At 70.0% G+C, this 16,884-nt stretch carries 17 protein-coding genes; 7 read left to right on the top strand and 10 right to left on the bottom strand.

Annotation, left to right across the window (positions count from 1 at the left end):
* The first annotated feature begins 127 nt into the window (after window positions 1-127).
* From galT to galK, 3 genes are read left to right on the top strand one after another with little or no spacing between them, the layout of a single operon-like run.
* On the top strand, window positions 128-1,189 hold the full coding sequence (galT, locus tag ACZ470_RS31620) for a galactose-1-phosphate uridylyltransferase (protein WP_468432769.1): 1,062 nt from the start codon (window positions 128-130) through the stop codon (window positions 1,187-1,189).
* Window positions 1,186-2,157, top strand: a complete 972-nt coding sequence (gene galE, locus ACZ470_RS31625) for a UDP-glucose 4-epimerase GalE (protein WP_468432770.1) — start codon at window positions 1,186-1,188, stop codon at window positions 2,155-2,157. The genes galT and galE overlap by 4 nt, the downstream gene beginning before the upstream one ends.
* A gap of 28 nt (window positions 2,158-2,185) precedes the next feature.
* Entirely contained in the window at window positions 2,186-3,358 is a 1,173-nt protein-coding gene (gene galK / locus ACZ470_RS31630) for a galactokinase (protein ID WP_468432772.1), read from the top strand.
* Between the two features lie 3 nt (window positions 3,359-3,361).
* Here galK and ACZ470_RS31635 read toward each other — a convergent pair whose 3' ends face one another.
* Entirely contained in the window at window positions 3,362-3,817 is a 456-nt protein-coding gene (locus ACZ470_RS31635; RefSeq protein WP_468432774.1) for a GNAT family N-acetyltransferase, read from the bottom strand.
* Between the two features lie 290 nt (window positions 3,818-4,107).
* Here ACZ470_RS31635 and ACZ470_RS31640 point away from each other — a divergent pair, with 290 nt between their 5' ends.
* Window positions 4,108-4,875 carry a LuxR C-terminal-related transcriptional regulator gene (locus tag ACZ470_RS31640; protein WP_468432775.1) on the top strand — a complete coding sequence of 256 codons (768 nt, stop codon included), beginning with the start codon at window positions 4,108-4,110 and terminating at the stop codon, window positions 4,873-4,875.
* On the opposite strand, the gene ACZ470_RS31645 is transcribed toward ACZ470_RS31640, so the two are convergent.
* A complete protein-coding gene (locus ACZ470_RS31645) occupies window positions 4,834-5,331 on the bottom strand; it encodes a MarR family winged helix-turn-helix transcriptional regulator (protein ID WP_384709925.1) in 498 nt (165 codons plus the stop codon). The genes ACZ470_RS31640 and ACZ470_RS31645 overlap by 42 nt on opposite strands.
* Before the next feature lie 114 nt (window positions 5,332-5,445).
* Between ACZ470_RS31645 and ACZ470_RS31650 the strand changes: the two genes are divergently transcribed.
* Window positions 5,446-6,249, top strand: coding sequence for a trans-aconitate 2-methyltransferase (locus tag ACZ470_RS31650; RefSeq protein ID WP_468432777.1), 804 nt, complete (start codon window positions 5,446-5,448; stop codon window positions 6,247-6,249).
* Window positions 6,249-6,608: a VOC family protein gene (locus ACZ470_RS31655; protein WP_468432779.1), complete on the top strand. Its 360-nt coding sequence runs from the start codon at window positions 6,249-6,251 to the stop codon at window positions 6,606-6,608. Before ACZ470_RS31650 ends, ACZ470_RS31655 begins: the two co-directional genes overlap by 1 nt.
* Here ACZ470_RS31655 and ACZ470_RS31660 read toward each other — a convergent pair.
* Together ACZ470_RS31660 and ACZ470_RS31665 are read right to left on the bottom strand one after the other, a co-directional pair.
* Window positions 6,605-7,282: a TetR/AcrR family transcriptional regulator gene (locus ACZ470_RS31660; protein WP_468432780.1), complete on the bottom strand. Its 678-nt coding sequence runs from the start codon at window positions 7,280-7,282 to the stop codon at window positions 6,605-6,607. The genes ACZ470_RS31655 and ACZ470_RS31660 overlap by 4 nt on opposite strands.
* On the bottom strand, window positions 7,279-8,292 hold the full coding sequence (locus tag ACZ470_RS31665; protein ID WP_468432782.1) for an acyl-CoA desaturase: 1,014 nt from the start codon (window positions 8,290-8,292) through the stop codon (window positions 7,279-7,281). The genes ACZ470_RS31660 and ACZ470_RS31665 overlap by 4 nt, the downstream gene beginning before the upstream one ends.
* 291 nt (window positions 8,293-8,583) lie before the next feature.
* Between ACZ470_RS31665 and ppc the strand changes: the two genes are divergently transcribed.
* Window positions 8,584-11,316: a phosphoenolpyruvate carboxylase gene (gene ppc / locus ACZ470_RS31670; RefSeq protein ID WP_468432783.1), complete on the top strand. Its 2,733-nt coding sequence runs from the start codon at window positions 8,584-8,586 to the stop codon at window positions 11,314-11,316.
* A gap of 79 nt (window positions 11,317-11,395) precedes the next feature.
* Here the strand turns inward: ppc and ACZ470_RS31675 are convergent, their stop codons facing one another.
* The 6 genes from ACZ470_RS31675 to glmU all read right to left on the bottom strand — a co-directional run bounded on the left by ACZ470_RS31675 (window position 11,396) and on the right by glmU (window position 16,867).
* Window positions 11,396-12,079: an LPXTG cell wall anchor domain-containing protein gene (locus ACZ470_RS31675; RefSeq protein ID WP_468432785.1), complete on the bottom strand. Its 684-nt coding sequence runs from the start codon at window positions 12,077-12,079 to the stop codon at window positions 11,396-11,398.
* 158 nt (window positions 12,080-12,237) lie between these two features.
* Entirely contained in the window at window positions 12,238-12,726 is a 489-nt protein-coding gene (locus ACZ470_RS31680) for a hypothetical protein (RefSeq protein WP_468432786.1), read from the bottom strand.
* An 88-nt stretch (window positions 12,727-12,814) separates the two neighbouring features.
* On the bottom strand, window positions 12,815-13,429 hold the full coding sequence (gene pth, locus ACZ470_RS31685; protein ID WP_468432788.1) for an aminoacyl-tRNA hydrolase: 615 nt from the start codon (window positions 13,427-13,429) through the stop codon (window positions 12,815-12,817).
* A gap of 114 nt (window positions 13,430-13,543) precedes the next feature.
* Window positions 13,544-14,143, bottom strand: coding sequence for a 50S ribosomal protein L25/general stress protein Ctc (locus tag ACZ470_RS31690; protein WP_468432789.1), 600 nt, complete (start codon window positions 14,141-14,143; stop codon window positions 13,544-13,546).
* 206 nt (window positions 14,144-14,349) lie between these two features.
* The gene (locus ACZ470_RS31695; RefSeq protein WP_468432791.1) at window positions 14,350-15,330 is read right to left on the bottom strand and encodes a ribose-phosphate diphosphokinase; all 981 of its coding nucleotides are present in this window, start codon (window positions 15,328-15,330) and stop codon (window positions 14,350-14,352) included.
* Window positions 15,331-15,421: 91 nt separating this feature from the next.
* Window positions 15,422-16,867 carry a bifunctional UDP-N-acetylglucosamine diphosphorylase/glucosamine-1-phosphate N-acetyltransferase GlmU gene (gene glmU / locus ACZ470_RS31700; RefSeq protein WP_468432793.1) on the bottom strand — a complete coding sequence of 482 codons (1,446 nt, stop codon included), beginning with the start codon at window positions 16,865-16,867 and terminating at the stop codon, window positions 15,422-15,424.
* Window positions 16,868-16,884: the final 17 nt, after the last annotated feature.

The raw sequence follows: 16,884 nt of genomic DNA on the forward strand, positions 1-16,884 counted from the left end.
GTGTTCGGTAATTGAACACGTCCCATGGCGTTCTTTGTTTGATCGTGATGAGCGTTGCTCGCTGGTGAGTTGTGATGTGTTATGTTTGATTGTGTTGAGTGATTGGTGGGTGTAGAGGAGTAGCGCAGTGAAGAAGACCTCGACCCGGCTGGCCGACGGTCGCGAGCTCATCTACTACGACCTGGGCGACGACACCGTGCGGGACGCCGTCGACCGCCGTCCGCTGGACGCCACCGTCACCACGTCCGAGATCCGCCGCGACCCGCTGCTGGGCGATTCCGTCGCCGTCGCCTCCCACCGGCAGGGCCGCACCTATCACCCGCCGGCCGACGAATGCCCGCTGTGCCCCTCCGAGGGCGACCGGCTGAGCGAGATCCCGGACTCGTCGTACGACGTGGTCGTCTTCGAGAACCGCTTCCCCTCGCTGGCCGGGGACTCCGGCCGGTGCGAGGTGGTCTGCTTCACCTCCGACCACCACTCCTCCTTCGCCGGTCTGAGCGAGCGGCAGGCGCGGCTGGTGCTCGACGCCTGGACGGACCGGACCTCCGAGCTGTCGCATCTGCCCTCCGTTGAACAGGTGTTCTGCTTCGAGAACCGGGGGGCCGAGATCGGCGTCACCCTCCAGCACCCGCACGGGCAGATCTACGCCTACCCCTTCACCACCCCCCGCACCGCCCTGATGCTGCGCCAAGTGGCGGCACACAAGGAGGCGACCGGCGGGGAGAACCTGTTCGACGCCGTGCTGGAGCGGGAACTGGCCGACGAGCGGATCGTCCTTGAGGGTGAACACTGGGTGGCCTTCGTGCCGTACGCGGCGCACTGGCCCTACGAGGTCCACCTGTATCCCCGGCGCCGGGTGCCGGACCTGCTCGGGCTGGACGAGGCGGCGCGCACAGAGTTTCCCCAGGTGTACCTGGAACTCTTGAAGCGCTTCGACCGGATCTTCGGGGAGAACGAGCCTCCGACGCCCTACATCGCGGCCTGGCACCAGGCGCCGTTCGGCCAGCTGGAGGACTTCGAAGGGGTGACGCGTGACGACTTCGCGCTCCACCTCGAGCTTTTCACCATCCGCCGTACGTCCGGCAAGCTGAAGTTCCTCGCGGGCTCCGAGTCCGGCATGAACGTCTTCATCAACGACGTGCCGCCGGAGCGCGCGGCCCAACGACTGCGGGAGGTAGCGAGTTCATGAGCGGCAAGTACCTGGTGACGGGAGGGGCCGGCTACGTCGGCGGTGTCGTCGCCCAGCATCTGCTGGAGGCCGGTCATGAGGTCGTCGTGCTCGACAACCTCTCCACCGGCTTCCGGGAAGGCGTTCCCGCGGGAGCCGCCTTCGTCGAGGGCGACATCCGGGACGCCGCGAAGTGGCTGGACGCCTCGTACGACGGCGTCCTGCACTTCGCCGCGTCCTCGCAGGTCGGCGAGTCGGTGGTGAAGCCGGAGAAGTACTGGGACAACAACGTCGGCGGCACCATGGCGCTCCTCGGCGCGATGCGCGAGGCCGGAGTGCGCCGGCTCGTGTTCTCCTCCACGGCGGCGACGTACGGCGAGCCCGAGCAGGTACCGATCGTCGAGTCCGCGCCCACCCGGCCCACCAATCCGTACGGTGCCTCCAAGCTCGCCGTCGACCACATGATCACCGGCGAGGCGGCCGCCCACGGGCTGGCCGCGGTCTCCCTGCGCTACTTCAACGTGGCCGGCGCGTACGGGCAGTACGGCGAGCGGCACGACCCCGAGTCGCATCTCATCCCGCTCGTCCTCCAGGTGGCCCAGGGCCGGCGTGAGGCGATCTCCGTCTACGGCGACGACTACCCGACGCCGGACGGCACCTGTGTGCGCGACTACATCCACGTCGCCGACCTGGCCGAGGCCCATCTGCTCGCACTGCGGGCCGCCGTGCCGGGCGAGCACCTGATCTGCAACCTCGGCAACGGCGAGGGCTTCTCCGTGCGGCAGGTCGTGGAGACGGTCCGTCAGGTCACCGGCCATCCGATCCCCGAGGTCGTGGCCCCCCGCCGGGGCGGCGACCCGGCCGTCCTGGTGGCGTCGGCGGCCACCGCCCGGGAGAAGCTGGGCTGGAACCCGTCGCGCGCGGACCTCGCCGGAATCGTCGCGGACGCGTGGGAGTTCGCGCAGCAGCGCGCCAAGCAGGCCAACTAGAACGTCACGAAGGGTCAGGGGTCAGGGCATGAGCGAGTCCAGCGAGGCCGTCGCGGGGTCCGTCGCCGAGAGGTTCGAGGAGCTGTACGGGGCCGCGCCCGACGGGGTGTGGGCGGCACCGGGCCGGGTCAACCTCATCGGCGAGCACACCGACTACAACGACGGCTTCGTCATGCCGTTCGCCCTGCCGCACACCGCCGTCGCCGCGGTGTCCCGGCGGGAGGACGGAGTGCTGCGCCTGCACTCGGCCGACGTGGAAGGCCCGGTCGTGGAACTGCGCCTTGACGCCCTCGCCCCCGAGTCCGACAAGCGCTGGACCGCCTACCCGGCGGGCGTGGTGTGGGCGCTGCGCGAGGCCGGGCACGCGGTGACCGGCGCGGACATCCATCTCGCCTCGACGGTCCCCGCGGGCGCGGGCCTGTCGTCGTCGGCCGCCCTGGAGGTCGTGGTCGCCCTCGCCCTGAACGACCTGTTCGGCCTGGACCTGCTCGGCTGGCAGCTCGCCCGGCTGTGCCAGCGCGCGGAGAACGTCTACGTCGGCGCCCCCGTCGGCATCATGGACCAGACGGCCTCGGCCTGCTGCGAGACCGGGCACGCCCTGTTCCTCGACACCCGCGACCTCTCCCAGCGCCAGATCCCCTTCGACCTGGCGGCCGAGGGCATGCGTCTGCTCGTCGTCGACACCCAGGTCAAGCACAGCCACAGCGAGGGCGAGTACGGCAAGCGCCGCGCCGGCTGCGAGAAGGGCGCGGCCCTGCTGGGCGTCGACGCGCTCAGGGACGTTCCGTACGCCGGACTCGACGCGGCGCTGGAGCGGCTGGGCGACGAGGAGGAGGTCCGCCGTCTGGTCCGGCACGTGGTGACGGAGGACGAGCGGGTCGAACGGGTCGTGTCCCTGCTGGAGTCGGGCGACACCCGGGCCATCGGCCCGGTGCTGGTGGAGGGCCACGCCTCACTGCGCGACGACTTCCGCGTCTCCTGCCCCGAACTCGACCTGGTGGTGGACACCGCCGTCGCCTCCGGCGCCCTCGGCGCCCGCATGACCGGCGGCGGCTTCGGCGGCTCGGCCATCGTCCTGGCGGAGGAGGCGGACGTCCCGACCATCACCAAGGCCGTGGAGGAAGCCTTCGCGTCCTCCGGCTTCACCGCCCCCCGCGTCTTCGAGGCGGTGCCCTCGGCGGGGGCGCGGCGGCTGCGCTGACGGTCAGCCCAGCCGTTTGGTGAGGGTGTACTCCGTGATCCCCGGCGGATAGTCGGGGATCACGCAGACCACGTCGTAGCCCCGTTTCCGGTAGAAGTCCGGGGCCTGGAAGTCCCAGGTCTCCACGCGGGACGCCGTGCAGGCGCGTTCGGTGGCGGCCAGGCCTTCCGCCGCCGAGAGCAGGCGGGAGCCCAGGCCGGTGCCGCGGTGGCGGGCGTCGACCCAGAGGTAGGTCACGTGCAGCCAGGTCGTCCAGGTGTGGCCGACCAGACCGCCGGCCAGTTCGTCGTTCGCATCCAACGCCCACACGTGCAAAGGCGATTCGCGTTCGTCCGGGGTTCCGCGCAGCGCCCGCAGGATCGTGGAGGCCGCGGTGTTCGTCTCCCGTAGCCGCCTGCGGAGCAGATCACGTCGGGCCTTGTCGACTTCTGTCTCAAGACGAAACATGCGGCACACCATAAACGCCTCAGGCCGCAAGTTCTGCAAATAACCTTCCGCTCCCGGCCCCCGCCCGTACCCTGAAGAACAGTGCCGGTGGGGGCCGGCGCCGTTCAGGGGGCGAGACAGTCGGGTACGGCGTCCGAGGTGGGGTGGCGGTGGTCGCGCGGCGGCGGCCGTGCGGCGGCGGCGGCCCGTCCCACGTCCAGTGAGTGAAGTGACAAGGGCCTCGGCGTCGTACCCGCGCCGGTGTCGTCCTCCGACGATGGGGTAATCCCCTGCTCTATACGGAGCTTGGGGAAGGGGGTTTCGTGGTTCGCATTCGAGTCCTGGTCGTCGACGACCATCGCATCTTCGCCGAGTCACTGGCCGCGGCCCTGGCCGCAGAGCCCGACGTCGACGTGTCCGCGGCGGGCAGCGGCCCGGCGGCGCTGCGCTGCCTGGAGCGGGCGGCCGCCGAGGGGCGCCGGTTCGACGTGCTGCTCGTCGACGCCGATCTGGGCGGCAAGGTGCCGGGCGGCCGGCCCGCCGTGCCCGTGCAGGCCGGTGACGAGGACGGGCTCGTCGACGGGATATCGCTGGTCACCGGGGTGCGTTCGGCGCAGCCGCAGGTACGGATCGTCGTCCTCGCCGAGAAGGACGACCCGGCCCGGGCCGCGCTCGCCCTCCAGGCGGGTGCCTCCGGATGGGTGGCCAAGGACTGCTCGCTGAACCGGCTGCTCACCGTCATACGGGGCGTGCTGCGCGACGAGACGCATCTGCCGCCCGCGCTGCTCACCGGCGTACTGCGGGAGCTGACCGCCGCCCGCAGACACCGCACCGAGAGTGAACGGCTCGTGGAGTCGCTGACCCCGCGCGAGCGGGAGGTGCTCCGGTGCATGGTCGCGGGACTGGGGCGCAAGGCGGTCGCCGAGCGCCTGTTTCTGTCCCCGCACACCGTGCGGACCCATATGCAGAACGTCCTCGGGAAGCTGGGGGTGCACTCCACCCTGGCGGCGGTGGCCCTCGCCCGGCGGGCGGGTGTCGGGCCCGTCGACCTAACCGGGGATGTTGTCGAACGGGGCGGTCAACTGGCGTAGCAGCCCGGCCAGTTCGCCCCGCTGGGCGCGGGTGAGTTCCGCCAGGATCGCCCGCTCCTGGGCCAGCAGTCCGGCCAGCGCCTGGTCGGCGCGGTCGCGCCCCTCGTCCGTGAGCCGGACCAGGACACCGCGCCGGTCACTGGGGTCGGGCAGCCGCTCCACCAGGCCCTTCTTGGTGAGGCGGTCGATGCGGTTGGTCATCGTGCCCGAGGTGACGAGCGTCTGGGTGAGGAGCTGGCCCGGCGAGAGCTGGTACGGGCTTCCGGCGCGGCGCAGCGCGGTCAGGACGTCGAACTCCCAGGACTCCAGGCCGTGCTCGGCGAAGGCGAGCCGGCGCGCCCGGTCCAGGTGCCGGGCCAGTCTGCTCACCCGGCTGAGTACCTCGAGCGGTTCCACGTCGAGGTCCGGGCGTTCCCGACGCCACGCCGCGACCAGCCGATCGACCTCGTCCTCCATGGTGATCAGTGTAGTGGTTGTGTCGATGTGAAGTCTCTTGATATCAAGTCTCTTGACGTCGAGATGGTTGCCGGGTGACGCTGGGTACCCGTCCACCGGTCATCAGGAGGCTCCATGTCCGCAGCGACCCCCATCTGGGACCCGGCCCAGTACCTCCGTCACGCCGGCCACCGCACCCGGCCCTTCACCGACCTGCTCGCCCGCGTCCCCGACCTGCCGGGGGGCCCGCCCCGCATCGCCGACCTCGGCTGCGGCGCCGGCAACGTGACGGCCCTGCTCGCCGAGCGCTGGCCCGCCGCCCGGATCACCGGCTACGACAACTCGCCCGAGATGCTCGACAAGGCCCGCGCCGACCACGAGGGCGGCGGACTGGACTTCGCCCACGCCGACGTCCGCACATGGACGCCCGAGGAGCCGCACGACCTGATCATCAGCAACGCCACGCTGCAATGGGTGCCGGGGCACGCGGACCGGTTCGGTGACTGGATCGACGGGCTCGCGCCCGGCGGCACCTTCGCCTTCCAGGTCCCCGGCAACTTCGACGCCCCCAGCCACACCCTGATGCGCGAACTGGCCGCCTCCCCGCGCTGGCGCGGCCGTCTCGCCGACGTCCTGCGGCACTCGGACGCCGTCCTGCGCCCCGAGACGTACCTGGAGCACCTGACCGCCCTCGGCTGCACGACCGACGCGTGGGAGACGACGTACGTCCATCTGCTGACCGGGGAGGACCCGGTCCTCGACTGGGTGAAGGGCACGGGGCTGCGTCCCGTCCTGACGGCTCTGGAGGACGAGCCCGAGGCCTGCGACGCGTTCGTCGACGAGTACCGGTCCGCCCTGCGAGCGGCCTATCCGACCGGCCCGCACGGCACCCCGTTCCCCTTCCGCCGCGTCTTCGCGGTCGCCGTCCGGGAGGCGTGATGCTCGCCGCCGTCGACCATGTGCAGCTCGCCGCCCCGCCCGGCTCCGAGGAGCGCCTCCGCGCGTACTACGCCGACGTCCTCGGCATGACCGAGGTGCCGAAGCCGCCCGCCCTGGCCGCGCGCGGTGGCTGCTGGTTCGAGGCGGGAGACGTACGCCTCCACCTGGGCGTCGAGGCCGAATTCCGGCCCGCGAGGAAGGCCCACCCCGGCCTGAGAGTGACCGCCATCGAGGCGTACGCGGCCCGACTGGCCGCCCACGGCGCCCCGGTCACCTGGGACGACAACCTCCCGGGCCACAAACGCTTCTACTCCGAGGACCCGGTGGGCAACCGCCTGGAGTTCCTGGAGCCGCGCTAGCTCTTGCGGCGCCCTATCAAATGCGGCTTCGGCTCCAGGCCGTCCAAGCCGTGCCACGCCAGGTTGACCAGGTGGGCCGCCACCTCCGCCTTCTTCGGCTTGCGGACGTCCAGCCACCACTGGCCGGTCAGCGCGACCATGCCGACCAGCGCCTGCGCGTACAGCGGGGCCAGCTTCGGGTCGAAGCCGCGGCTCTTGAACTCGCGGCCCAGGATGTCCTCCACCTGGGTGGCGATGTCCGAGATCAGGGAGGCGAACGAGCCCGTCGACTGGGGGATGGGGGAGTCACGGACCAGGATGCGGAACCCGTCCGTGTACTCCTCGATGTAGTCGAGCAGGGCGAACGCCGCCTGCTCGCACAGTTCGCGGGGGTGGCCGGCCGTCAGCGAGCCGGTCACCATGTCCAGCAGACGCCGCATCTCGCGGTCCACCACCACCGCGTACAGGCCCTCCTTGCCGCCGAAGTGCTCGTACACCACCGGCTTGGAGACCCCGGCCTTCGCCGCGATCTCCTCCACCGACGTGCCCTCGAAGCCCTTCGCCGCGAACAGGGTGCGGCCGATCTCCAGCAGCTGCTGGCGGCGCTCCGCACCGGTCATCCGGGTGCGACGGGTGCGCCGCGGCTTCTCGTTGCTCGGGGTGCTGCTGGAGTCGGTGGCCACACCGACCATCATGCCGCCTCGACGCGTTCCTTCCCGCGCCGGGCGCCGTCTTCCGCGGTGCAGCGGCGCGAATCGATACGCGAGCGTGACGGCCACCGCACGTCGTACGCCCAGCCCAGTTGCTCGAACCAGCGGATCAGACGGGCCGAGGAGTCCAGCTGCCCGCGCTCCACACCGTGCCGCGCGGACGTCGGGTCGGCGTGGTGCAGGTTGTGCCACGACTCACCGCACGACAGGACCGCCAGCCACCACACGTTCCCCGACCGGTCCCGCGACTTGAAGGGGCGCTTGCCCACCGCGTGGCAGATCGAGTTGATCGACCACGTCACATGGTGCAGCAGCGCCACCCGGACGAGTGACCCCCAGAAGAAGCCGGTGAACGCTCCCCACCACGACATGGTGACCAGACCGCCGATCAGCGCGGGCAGGCCCAGCGACAGCGCCGTCCACAGGATGAACTGCCGGGAGATCGCCCTCAGCGTCCGGTCCTTGATCAGATCCGGCGCGTACTTGTCCTGCGGGGTCTGCTCCTCGTCGAACATCCAGCCGATGTGCGCCCACCACAGGCCCTTCATCAGCGCCGGGACCGTCTCCCCGTACCGCCACGGCGAATGCGGGTCGCCCTCGGCGTCGGAGAACTTGTGGTGCTTGCGGTGATCGGCCACCCACCGCACCAGCGGCCCCTCCACCGCCATCGACCCGGCGATCGCCAGCGCGATCTTCAACGGCCGCTTCGCCTTGAACGACCCGTGCGTGAAGTGACGGTGGAAGCCGATGGTGATGCCGTGGCAGCCGAGGAAGTAGAAGAACACCAGCAGCCCGAGATCCAGCCAGCTCACCCCCCACCCCCACGCCAGCGGCACCGCCGCCACCAGCGCCAGGAAGGGGACCGTGATGAAGAGCAGCAGCGTGATCTGCTCGATGGAGCGCTTGCGCTCACCACCCAGCGTGGCGGAGGGCGCCGCGTCGTCGGACCGGGGTTTCTTCGTGGCTTCATCGAGCACGTCGGAGCTTGAGGTCATGCGTGTCCCCTGTGGGGTATGTGGACTGAGGGTGGGTGCCGGGCCGCCGGAAACGCACTGTGATCCTACGGTTCCGTAACCTACGGCAACGTAAGTATGGCAGCGCGTCGCCCGGCGGCAAGAGCCCGTGAGCCTGCGCGTCCGGGTCGACACCTATCCTTGAAGTCGGTCGGACAGCGCGGTCCGCTCTGATTTCTTCCCGGACGTCCGGCCCGTATGCGGCGCACGCCGCGCGAGACGCCGTCCGGGTTCCCTCCCAGACGAGCTTCAACACTGCAAGGAGCCGCACCTGTGAGCAGTGCCGACGACCAGACCACTACGACGAGCAGCGAGCTGCGCGCCGACATCCGCCGACTGGGCGACCTCCTGGGCGAGACCCTGGTACGGCAGGAGGGCCCGGAGCTCCTCGACCTCGTCGAGAAGGTGCGCCGACTCACGCGTGAGGACGGCGAGGCCGCCGCCGAACTGCTGCGGGGCACCGAACTCCAGACCGCGGCGAAGCTGGTCCGCGCCTTCTCCACCTACTTCCACCTGGCCAACGTCACCGAGCAGGTGCACCGCGGGCGCGAGCTGCGCGCCCGCCGCGCCGCCGAGGGCGGACTGCTCTCCCGCACCGCCGACCGCCTCAAGGACGCCGACCCCGAACACCTGCGCGAGACCGTGCGCCACCTCAACGTGCGCCCCGTCTTCACCGCACACCCCACCGAGGCCGCCCGCCGCTCCGTCCTCAACAAGCTCCGCCGGATCGCCGCCCTCCTCGAGACCCCCGTCATCGAGTCCGACCGGCGCCGCCTGGACACCCGCCTCGCCGAGAACATCGACCTCGTCTGGCAGACCGACGAACTGCGCGTGGTCCGCCCCGAACCCGCCGACGAGGCCCGCAACGCCATCTACTACCTCGACGAACTCCACGCCGGCGCCGTCGGCGACGTCCTGGAGGACCTCACCGCCGAACTGGAACGCGTCGGCGTCCACCTCCCCGACGACACCCGCCCCCTCACCTTCGGCACCTGGATCGGCGGCGACCGCGACGGCAACCCCAACGTCACCCCCCAGGTCACCTGGGACGTCCTCATCCTCCAGCACGAACACGGCATCAACGACGCCCTGGAGATGATCGACGAACTGCGCGGCTTCCTCTCCAACTCCATCCGCTACGCGGGAGCGACGGAGGAACTGCTCACCTCCCTCCAGGCCGACCTCGACGCCCTCCCCGAGATCAGCCCCCGCTACAAGCGCCTCAACGCCGAGGAGCCCTACCGGCTCAAGGCCACCTGCATCCGGCAGAAGCTGGAGAACACCAAGCTCCGCCTCGCCAAGGGCACCCCGCACGAGCCCGGCCGCGACTACCTCGGCACCGGCCAGCTCATCAGCGACCTGCGGATCATCCAGGCCTCCCTCCGCGAACACCGCGGCGGCCTCTTCGCCGACGGCCGTCTCGCCCGCACGATCCGCACCCTGGCCGCCTTCGGCCTCCAGCTCGCCACCATGGACGTACGCGAACACGCCGACGCCCACCACCACGCCCTCGGCCAGCTCTTCGACCGCCTCGGCGAGGAGTCCTGGCGCTACGCCGACATGCCCCGCGACTACCGCGGCAAGCTCCTCGCCAAGGAGCTGCGCAGCAGAAGGCCCCTCGCCCCGACCCCGGCACCCGTGGACGCGGCCGGCGAGAAGACCCTCGGCGTGTTCCAGACCGTCAAGCGGGCCCTGGAGGTCTTCGGACCCGAGGTCGTCGAGTCGTACATCATCTCCATGTGCCAGGGCGCCGACGACGTCTTCGCCGCCGCCGTCCTCGCCCGCGAGGCCGGCCTCATCGACCTGCACGCCGGCTGGGCGAAGATCGGCATCGTCCCGCTGCTGGAGACCACGGACGAGCTCAAGGCCGCCGACACCATCCTCGAGGACATGCTCGCCGACCCCTCCTACCGGCGGCTTGTCGCCCTGCGCGGCGACGTCCAGGAGGTCATGCTCGGCTACTCCGACTCCTCCAAGTTCGGCGGCATCACCACCAGCCAGTGGGAGATCCACCGCGCCCAGCGCCGCCTGCGCGACGTCGCCCACCGCTACGGCGTCCGCCTGCGCCTCTTCCACGGCCGCGGCGGCACCGTCGGCCGCGGCGGCGGCCCCACCCACGACGCCATCCTCGCCCAGCCCTGGGGCACCCTCGAGGGCGAGATCAAGGTCACCGAACAGGGCGAGGTCATCTCCGACAAGTACCTCATCCCGTCACTGGCCAGGGAGAACCTGGAACTGACCGTCGCGGCCACCCTCCAGGCGTCCGCCCTGCACACCGCGCCCCGCCAGTCCGTCGAGGCACTGGCCCGCTGGGACGCCGCCATGGACGTCGTCTCCGACGCCGCCCACACGGCCTACCGCAAGCTCGTCGAGGACCCCGACCTGCCGACGTACTTCCTGGCCTCCACACCCGTCGACCAGCTCGCCGAGCTCCACCTGGGCTCGCGACCCTCCCGCCGCCCCGGATCGGGCGTCTCACTCGACGGACTGCGCGCCATCCCGTGGGTGTTCGGCTGGACCCAGTCCCGGCAGATCGTCCCCGGCTGGTTCGGCGTCGGCTCCGGCCTCAAGGCCCTGCGCGAAGCCGGCCTCGACACCGTGCTCGACGAGATGCACGAACAGTGGCACTTCTTCCGCAACTTCATCTCCAACGTCGAGATGACCCTCGCGAAGACCGACCTGCGGATCGCCCAGCACTACGTCGACACCCTCGTCCCCGACCACCTCAAGCACGTCTTCGACACCATCAGGGCCGAGCACGAACTCACCGTCGCCGAGGTCCTGCGCGTCACCGGTGAACAGGAACTCCTGGACGCCGACCCCGTCCTGAAGCAGACCTTCACCATCCGCGACGCCTACCTGGACCCGATCTCCTACCTCCAGGTCGCCCTCCTCAAGCGCCAGCGCGACGCCGCCGCCGCGGAGGAACAGCCCGACCCGCTGCTCGCCCGCGCCCTGCTCCTCACCGTCAACGGCGTGGCAGCCGGCCTGCGCAACACCGGCTGACCCCAGCGCACACCACACAAGGGTGCCCCCGAGCCCGTACGAGGCCGGGGGCACCCTTGTGCGTTCACGCGAGCGCGCGTCAGCCGGCGGACCTCCGGCGGCGGAACACCAGGAAGCCGCCCGCGGCGACCAGCGCGGCGGCGACGCCGGACAGCAGACCCACCGGGGCGCCGTTGCCGGTCTCGGCGAGATCCCCGGAACCGCCCTGCGGAGCCGAGGACGCCCCGGTGGCCGGCGCGGCGGACGACGACGAGGCCGACGCGGAGGCGGAGGGCGCGGCGGCCGGCTCGGTGGAGGTCGAAGGCTCCGCGGAGGGCTCGGTGGAGGCGGACGGCACCCCGCCCCCCTCCTCCTCGTCCCCGCAGTCCGTCCAGAACACCTTGTGCTTGGCCGAACCGTGCTCGCCCTCGAAGTTCCAGAACAGCTTGTAGTGCCCGTCCGGCAGCGACAGGTCCTCGGTGCGGCCGTGGCCCTCGCCGTCCAGCGTGATCGCGCCGGAGTCGACGGTCTCGCCCTTGGCGCCGGCCGTCGGGGCCCAGGCCTCGATGCGCCAGTCGACCCGCTGGCCGGCGTCGAAGCCGAAGGCGTCCAGGTAGAACGTGCACACGTGCGGCTCGTTGCGGCGCAGCTCCTCGCCGGTCGAGGCATCGTGGATCTTGACCGTGCCGTTGTCGCCGGGCGGCGTGGCGTGCGCCGCGGGAGCGGCCAGCAGGGCGGTGGAGAACGCGGCGGCGACCACGCCGACGCGAGTGGGGATACGCATGAGGCAGTCCATCTTCGAGTGACGAACGGGGAAGATGTGGAGGGGGCGGTTCAGCGTCGTGCCCGTCCTGACCTCAGGTCAAGCACGAAGGGGCAACGCACCATTGCTTCACACATGGCTTCACACATGAGACGGACGGGAAAGCCCGTCAAAACACCTCAGACAGCCAGGAAAGCCGCCGTGAGCAGCGCCGTCCCCGCCAGGGCCATCACCCACGCCACCCGCGTCCGCAGCAGCCCGCCCGCCACGACGACCGACGCGAGCAGCAGCGCGCCGCCCAGCGGAACCCAGGCGTAGAGAATCCCACCGGGACCCGAACGGACCGCCTCCGCGCCGCCCGGCTTCAGCACCACCGTGTAGGTCTCCCCCTTCTCCACGGCCACCGAGTTCTCCAGCTCGACCTCCGCACGCGGCTGCGACCCCCCGGACAGCGGCGTGTACGGACCCGCGCACGTCCGCTCACCGCACCGCGTCACGTCCACCGTGCCGCGCTCGCGCCCCTTCGTCAGCATCGCGTGCTGCGCCGTCCCCCACGACGCCCACACCCCCGCGATCAGAATCAGCGCGGCGACCGTGCCCATCGAGGCGAACCGGCCGAACCGCAGCACGGTGGAGGAACCACGTGAGGAACGGACCGCAGAAGACATGGCCGAGATCCTTGGCCATGACCTCGCGGCCGGTCAACTCGGGCGGGCTCCGGCGACGGACAAGTCGACCGATGTCCGTATCAGCAGGTCACGAGTTGTACGTGCCCTGCGCCCGCTCCAGCCCCTCGATCACCAGACACTCCACCGCGTCCGCCGCCCGGTCCACGAAATAGTCCAGCTCCTTGCGCTCCGCCGACGCGAAGTCCTTCAGCACGAAGTCCGCCACCTGCATCCGCCCCGGCGGCCGCCCGATCCCGAACCGCACCCGGTGGTACTCCCGCCCGAACGCCTTCGTCAGCGACTTCAGCCCGTTGTGGCCGTTGTCCCCGCCGCCCAGCTTCAGCCGCAGCGTCCCGTAGTCGATGTCCAACTCGTCATGGACCGCCACGACCCGCTCCGCCGGCACCTTGTAGAACTCCCGCAGCGCGTTCACCGGCCCGCCCGACAGATTCATGTACGACATCGGCTTCGCCAGGACCACCCGGCGGTTCCCCGGACCCGGCGGCCCGATCCGGCCCTCCACGACCTGCGCCTGAGCCTTCCCCGCCCGCTTGAACCGGGCACCGATCCGCTCCGCCAGCAGATCCGCCACCATGAACCCCACATTGTGGCGGTTCATCGCGTACTCCGGCCCCGGATTGCCCAGCCCCACGATCAGCCAGGGCCCCGCCGCACCGGCCGCCGCATCCGTCGTCACGTCCATGTCTCCTTCATACGCGCCTTCCGCGTCTTCCTACGCGCATACGCGTCCTCATACGCGTCGGCCGCTGCCCCCGCACGGGAACAGCGGCCGACGAAACGACGACTCCGAAGAGGATCAGGCCTCCGCGGCCTCTTCGCCCTCTTCCGCGGCACCCTCGGCGGGCGCCTCCTCGGCCTGCGCGGACAGCACCTGAAGGACCACCGCGTCCTCCTCGACGGCCAGCGTCACACCGCTCGGCAGCTTGATGTCCTTGGCGAGGATCGAGGCACCGGCCTCCAGACCCTCGACGGACACGGACACGCTCTCGGGGATGTGCGTGGCCTCGGCCTCGACCGGCAGCGCGGACAGGACGTGCTCCAGCAGGTAACCACCCGGGGCCAGCTCACCCTCGGTCTGGACCGGGATCTCGACCTGGACCTTCTCGCCGCGCTTCACCAGCAGCAGGTCCACGTGCTCCAGGAAGCCCTTCAGCGGGTCACGCTGCACGGACTTCGGAATCGCCAGCTCGTTCGACTTGCCGTCGATGTCCAACGCGATCAGCACGTTCGGCGTACGCAGGGCGAGCAGCAGCTCGTGACCCGGGAAGGTCAGGTGCAGCGGGTCCGAACCGTGCCCGTACAGGACACCCGGAACCTTGTTCTCACGGCGGATACGGCGCGCGGCACCCTTGCCGAACTCGGTGCGCGTCGCGGCGGAGATCTTCACCTCGGACATGATCACTCCTCGAAGTCAGAAACGGACGTGGTCACCCGGCCACGAACGGCCTGCTACGAAGAGCGCGTCGATAACGGACAGCCGTACAAGCCTCAGAAGAAGCGGTACGGCCTCCCTCGCCGAGCAACTTGGACAGTCTACTCGGACCAGGAGGCCGCACCCAAAACGATCACCGGGAACCGCAGGGAAACCCGGCTGCAGAACCCTTACTGCTCGTCGAACAGGCTCGTCACCGAACCGTCCTGGAACACCTCACGCGCCGCACGCGCGATCGTCGGCGCGATCGACAGCACCTTGATCTTGTCCAGCGACTCACTCAACTCACCCGGAGTCGGCAGCGTGTTCGTGAACACGAACTCACTCACCCGCGAGTTCTTCAACCGGTCCGCCGCCGGACCCGACAGCACACCATGCGTCGCCGTCACGATGACATCCTCCGCACCGTGCGCGAACAACGCGTCCGCCGCGGCACAGATCGTGCCACCCGTGTCGATCATGTCATCGACCAGGACGCAGATACGCCCCTTCACATCACCGACGACCTCATGCACCGTGACCTGATTCGCCACGTCCTTGTCCCGGCGCTTGTGCACGATCGCCAGCGGCGCGCCCAGCCGGTCGCACCAACGGTCCGCCACCCGCACACGGCCCGCGTCCGGCGACACCACCGTCAGCTTCTCGCGGTCCACCTTCGCGCCCACGTAGTCCGCCAGCAGCGGCAGCGCGAACAGATGGTCCACCGGCCCGTCGAAGAAGCCCTGGATCTGATCCGTGTGCAGATCCACGGCCAGCAGACGGTCCGCGCCGGCCGTCTTCATCAGATCCGCGACCAGACGCGCCGAAATGGGTTCACGACCCCGGTGCTTCTTGTCCTGCCGCGCGTAACCGTAGAACGGAATGATGACCGTGATGGACCTGGCCGACGCACGCTTCAGCGCGTCGATCATGATCAACTGCTCCATGATCCACTTGTTGATCGGAGCGGTGTGGCTCTGGATCAGGAAACAGTCGGCACCACGGGCCGACTCCTGATAGCGCACATAAATCTCGCCATTGGCGAAGTCGAAGGCCTTCGTCGGGACAACCCCGACACCCAGCTGGTGGGCGACCTCCTCGGCAAGCTCGGGGTGGGCGCGGCCGGAGAAGAACATCATCTTCTTCTCGCCGGTCGTCTTGATCCCGGTCACAGCACTATCTCCTCAGAGGTGTCGCAGCAGCTGGTGGGGGTGCGGATGTGCACTTATCACGGTACGCCGTGTTTGAGGTGGCGGTTTCCGGTCAGTCCTCGCCGGCCGACTCCCGGGCAGCCGCCTCCGCCGCCTTCGCGGCGGCACTCCCCGGACGCTTACGAGCCACCCAACCCTCGATATTCCGCTGCTGACCACGGGCCACGGCCAGCGAACCCGGCGGCACATCCTTGGTGATCACCGAGCCGGCAGCCGTATAAGCACCGTCCCCGACCGTGACAGGCGCCACAAACATGTTGTCCGAACCCGTCCGGCAGTGCGACCCGACCGTCGTGTGATGTTTGTCCTGCCCGTCGTAATTGACGAACACGCTCGCCGCACCAATGTTCGAGTACTCGCCGATCGTCGCATCCCCCACATACGACAGATGCGGAACCTTCGTCCCCTCACCGATCGACGCGTTCTTCGTCTCCACATACGTACCGATCTTGCCCTTACGACCCAGCCGCGTCCCCGGACGCAGATACGCGAACGGCCCCACAGAAGCCTCCGGACCCACCTCGGCACCCATCGCCACCGTGTTGTCCACCCGCGCCCCGGCACCCACCCGCGTATCCGTCAGCCGCGTGTTCGGCCCCACCTCGCACCCCTCGGCGAGATGAGTCGCCCCGTGCAACTGCGTCCCCGGATGGACCACCACGTCCTGCTCGAACGCCACGGTGACATCGACCCACGTCGTCGCCGGGTCGACCACCGTGACCCCCGACAACATCGCCGCCGTCAACAGCCGGTCATTCAGAATCCGCCGCGCCTCCGAGAGCTGCACCCGGTTGTTGATCCCCGCGATCTCCCGGTGATCCCCCGCCACCGACGCACCCACCCGATGCCCCGCCTCGCGCAGAATCCCCAGCACATCCGTCAGGTACTCCTCACCCTGACTGTTGTCCGTCCGCACCTTCTTCAACGAGTCCGCCAACAGCGCCCCGTCGAACGCGAACACACCCGAGTTGATCTCCCGGATCTCCCGCTGCGTCTCCGACGCGTCCTTGTGCTCCACGATCGCCGTGACCGCACCGCTGTCGTCCCGCACGATCCGCCCGTAACCGGTCGCGTCCGGCACCTCCGCCGTCAGCACCGTCACCGCGTTGCCATCGGCGGAATGCGTCGCGGACAGCTGCCGCAGCGTCTCACCCGTCAGCAGCGGAGTGTCCCCGCACACGACCACCACGGTCCCGTCGACGGAGCCCCCCAGCTCCTCCAGACCCATCCGCACGGCATGCCCGGTGCCGTTCTGCTCCGCCTGTACGGCGGTACGCACGTCCGGGGCGATCTCCGCGAGGTGCGCGGTCACCCGCTCGCGGGCGTGCCCCACGACGACGACCAGGTTCTCCGGCTCCAGCTCACCTGCGGCGGCGAGCACATGCCCCACCAGGGAACGGCCACAGATGTCATGCAGAACCTTCGGTGTGGCCGACTTCATACGGGTGCCCTCACCCGCTGCGAGAACGACGACGGCTGCCGGGCGATTGGCGCTCACGGGATGCCCTTCGGCTG

It is taken from the genome of Streptomyces sp. NPDC031111 (assembly GCF_055570675.1).

Excerpts from the sequence above, each read along its gene's own strand:
- galE (WP_468432770.1), top strand. The coding sequence starts at position 1,186 with ATGAGCGGCAAGTACCTGGTGACGGGAGGGGCCGGCTACGTCGGCGGT.
- galK (WP_468432772.1), top strand. The coding sequence starts at position 2,186 with ATGAGCGAGTCCAGCGAGGCCGTCGCGGGGTCCGTCGCCGAGAGGTTC.
- ACZ470_RS31635 (WP_468432774.1), bottom strand. The coding sequence starts at position 3,817 with ATGGTGTGCCGCATGTTTCGTCTTGAGACAGAAGTCGACAAGGCCCGA.
- ACZ470_RS31645 (WP_384709925.1), bottom strand. The coding sequence starts at position 5,331 with ATGGAGGACGAGGTCGATCGGCTGGTCGCGGCGTGGCGTCGGGAACGC.
- ACZ470_RS31650 (WP_468432777.1), top strand. The coding sequence starts at position 5,446 with ATGTCCGCAGCGACCCCCATCTGGGACCCGGCCCAGTACCTCCGTCAC.
- ACZ470_RS31655 (WP_468432779.1), top strand. The coding sequence starts at position 6,249 with ATGCTCGCCGCCGTCGACCATGTGCAGCTCGCCGCCCCGCCCGGCTCC.
- ACZ470_RS31660 (WP_468432780.1), bottom strand. The coding sequence starts at position 7,282 with ATGATGGTCGGTGTGGCCACCGACTCCAGCAGCACCCCGAGCAACGAG.
- ACZ470_RS31665 (WP_468432782.1), bottom strand. The coding sequence starts at position 8,292 with ATGACCTCAAGCTCCGACGTGCTCGATGAAGCCACGAAGAAACCCCGG.
- ACZ470_RS31675 (WP_468432785.1), bottom strand. The coding sequence starts at position 12,079 with ATGCGTATCCCCACTCGCGTCGGCGTGGTCGCCGCCGCGTTCTCCACC.
- ACZ470_RS31680 (WP_468432786.1), bottom strand. The coding sequence starts at position 12,726 with ATGTCTTCTGCGGTCCGTTCCTCACGTGGTTCCTCCACCGTGCTGCGG.
- pth (WP_468432788.1), bottom strand. The coding sequence starts at position 13,429 with ATGGACGTGACGACGGATGCGGCGGCCGGTGCGGCGGGGCCCTGGCTG.
- ACZ470_RS31690 (WP_468432789.1), bottom strand. The coding sequence starts at position 14,143 with ATGTCCGAGGTGAAGATCTCCGCCGCGACGCGCACCGAGTTCGGCAAG.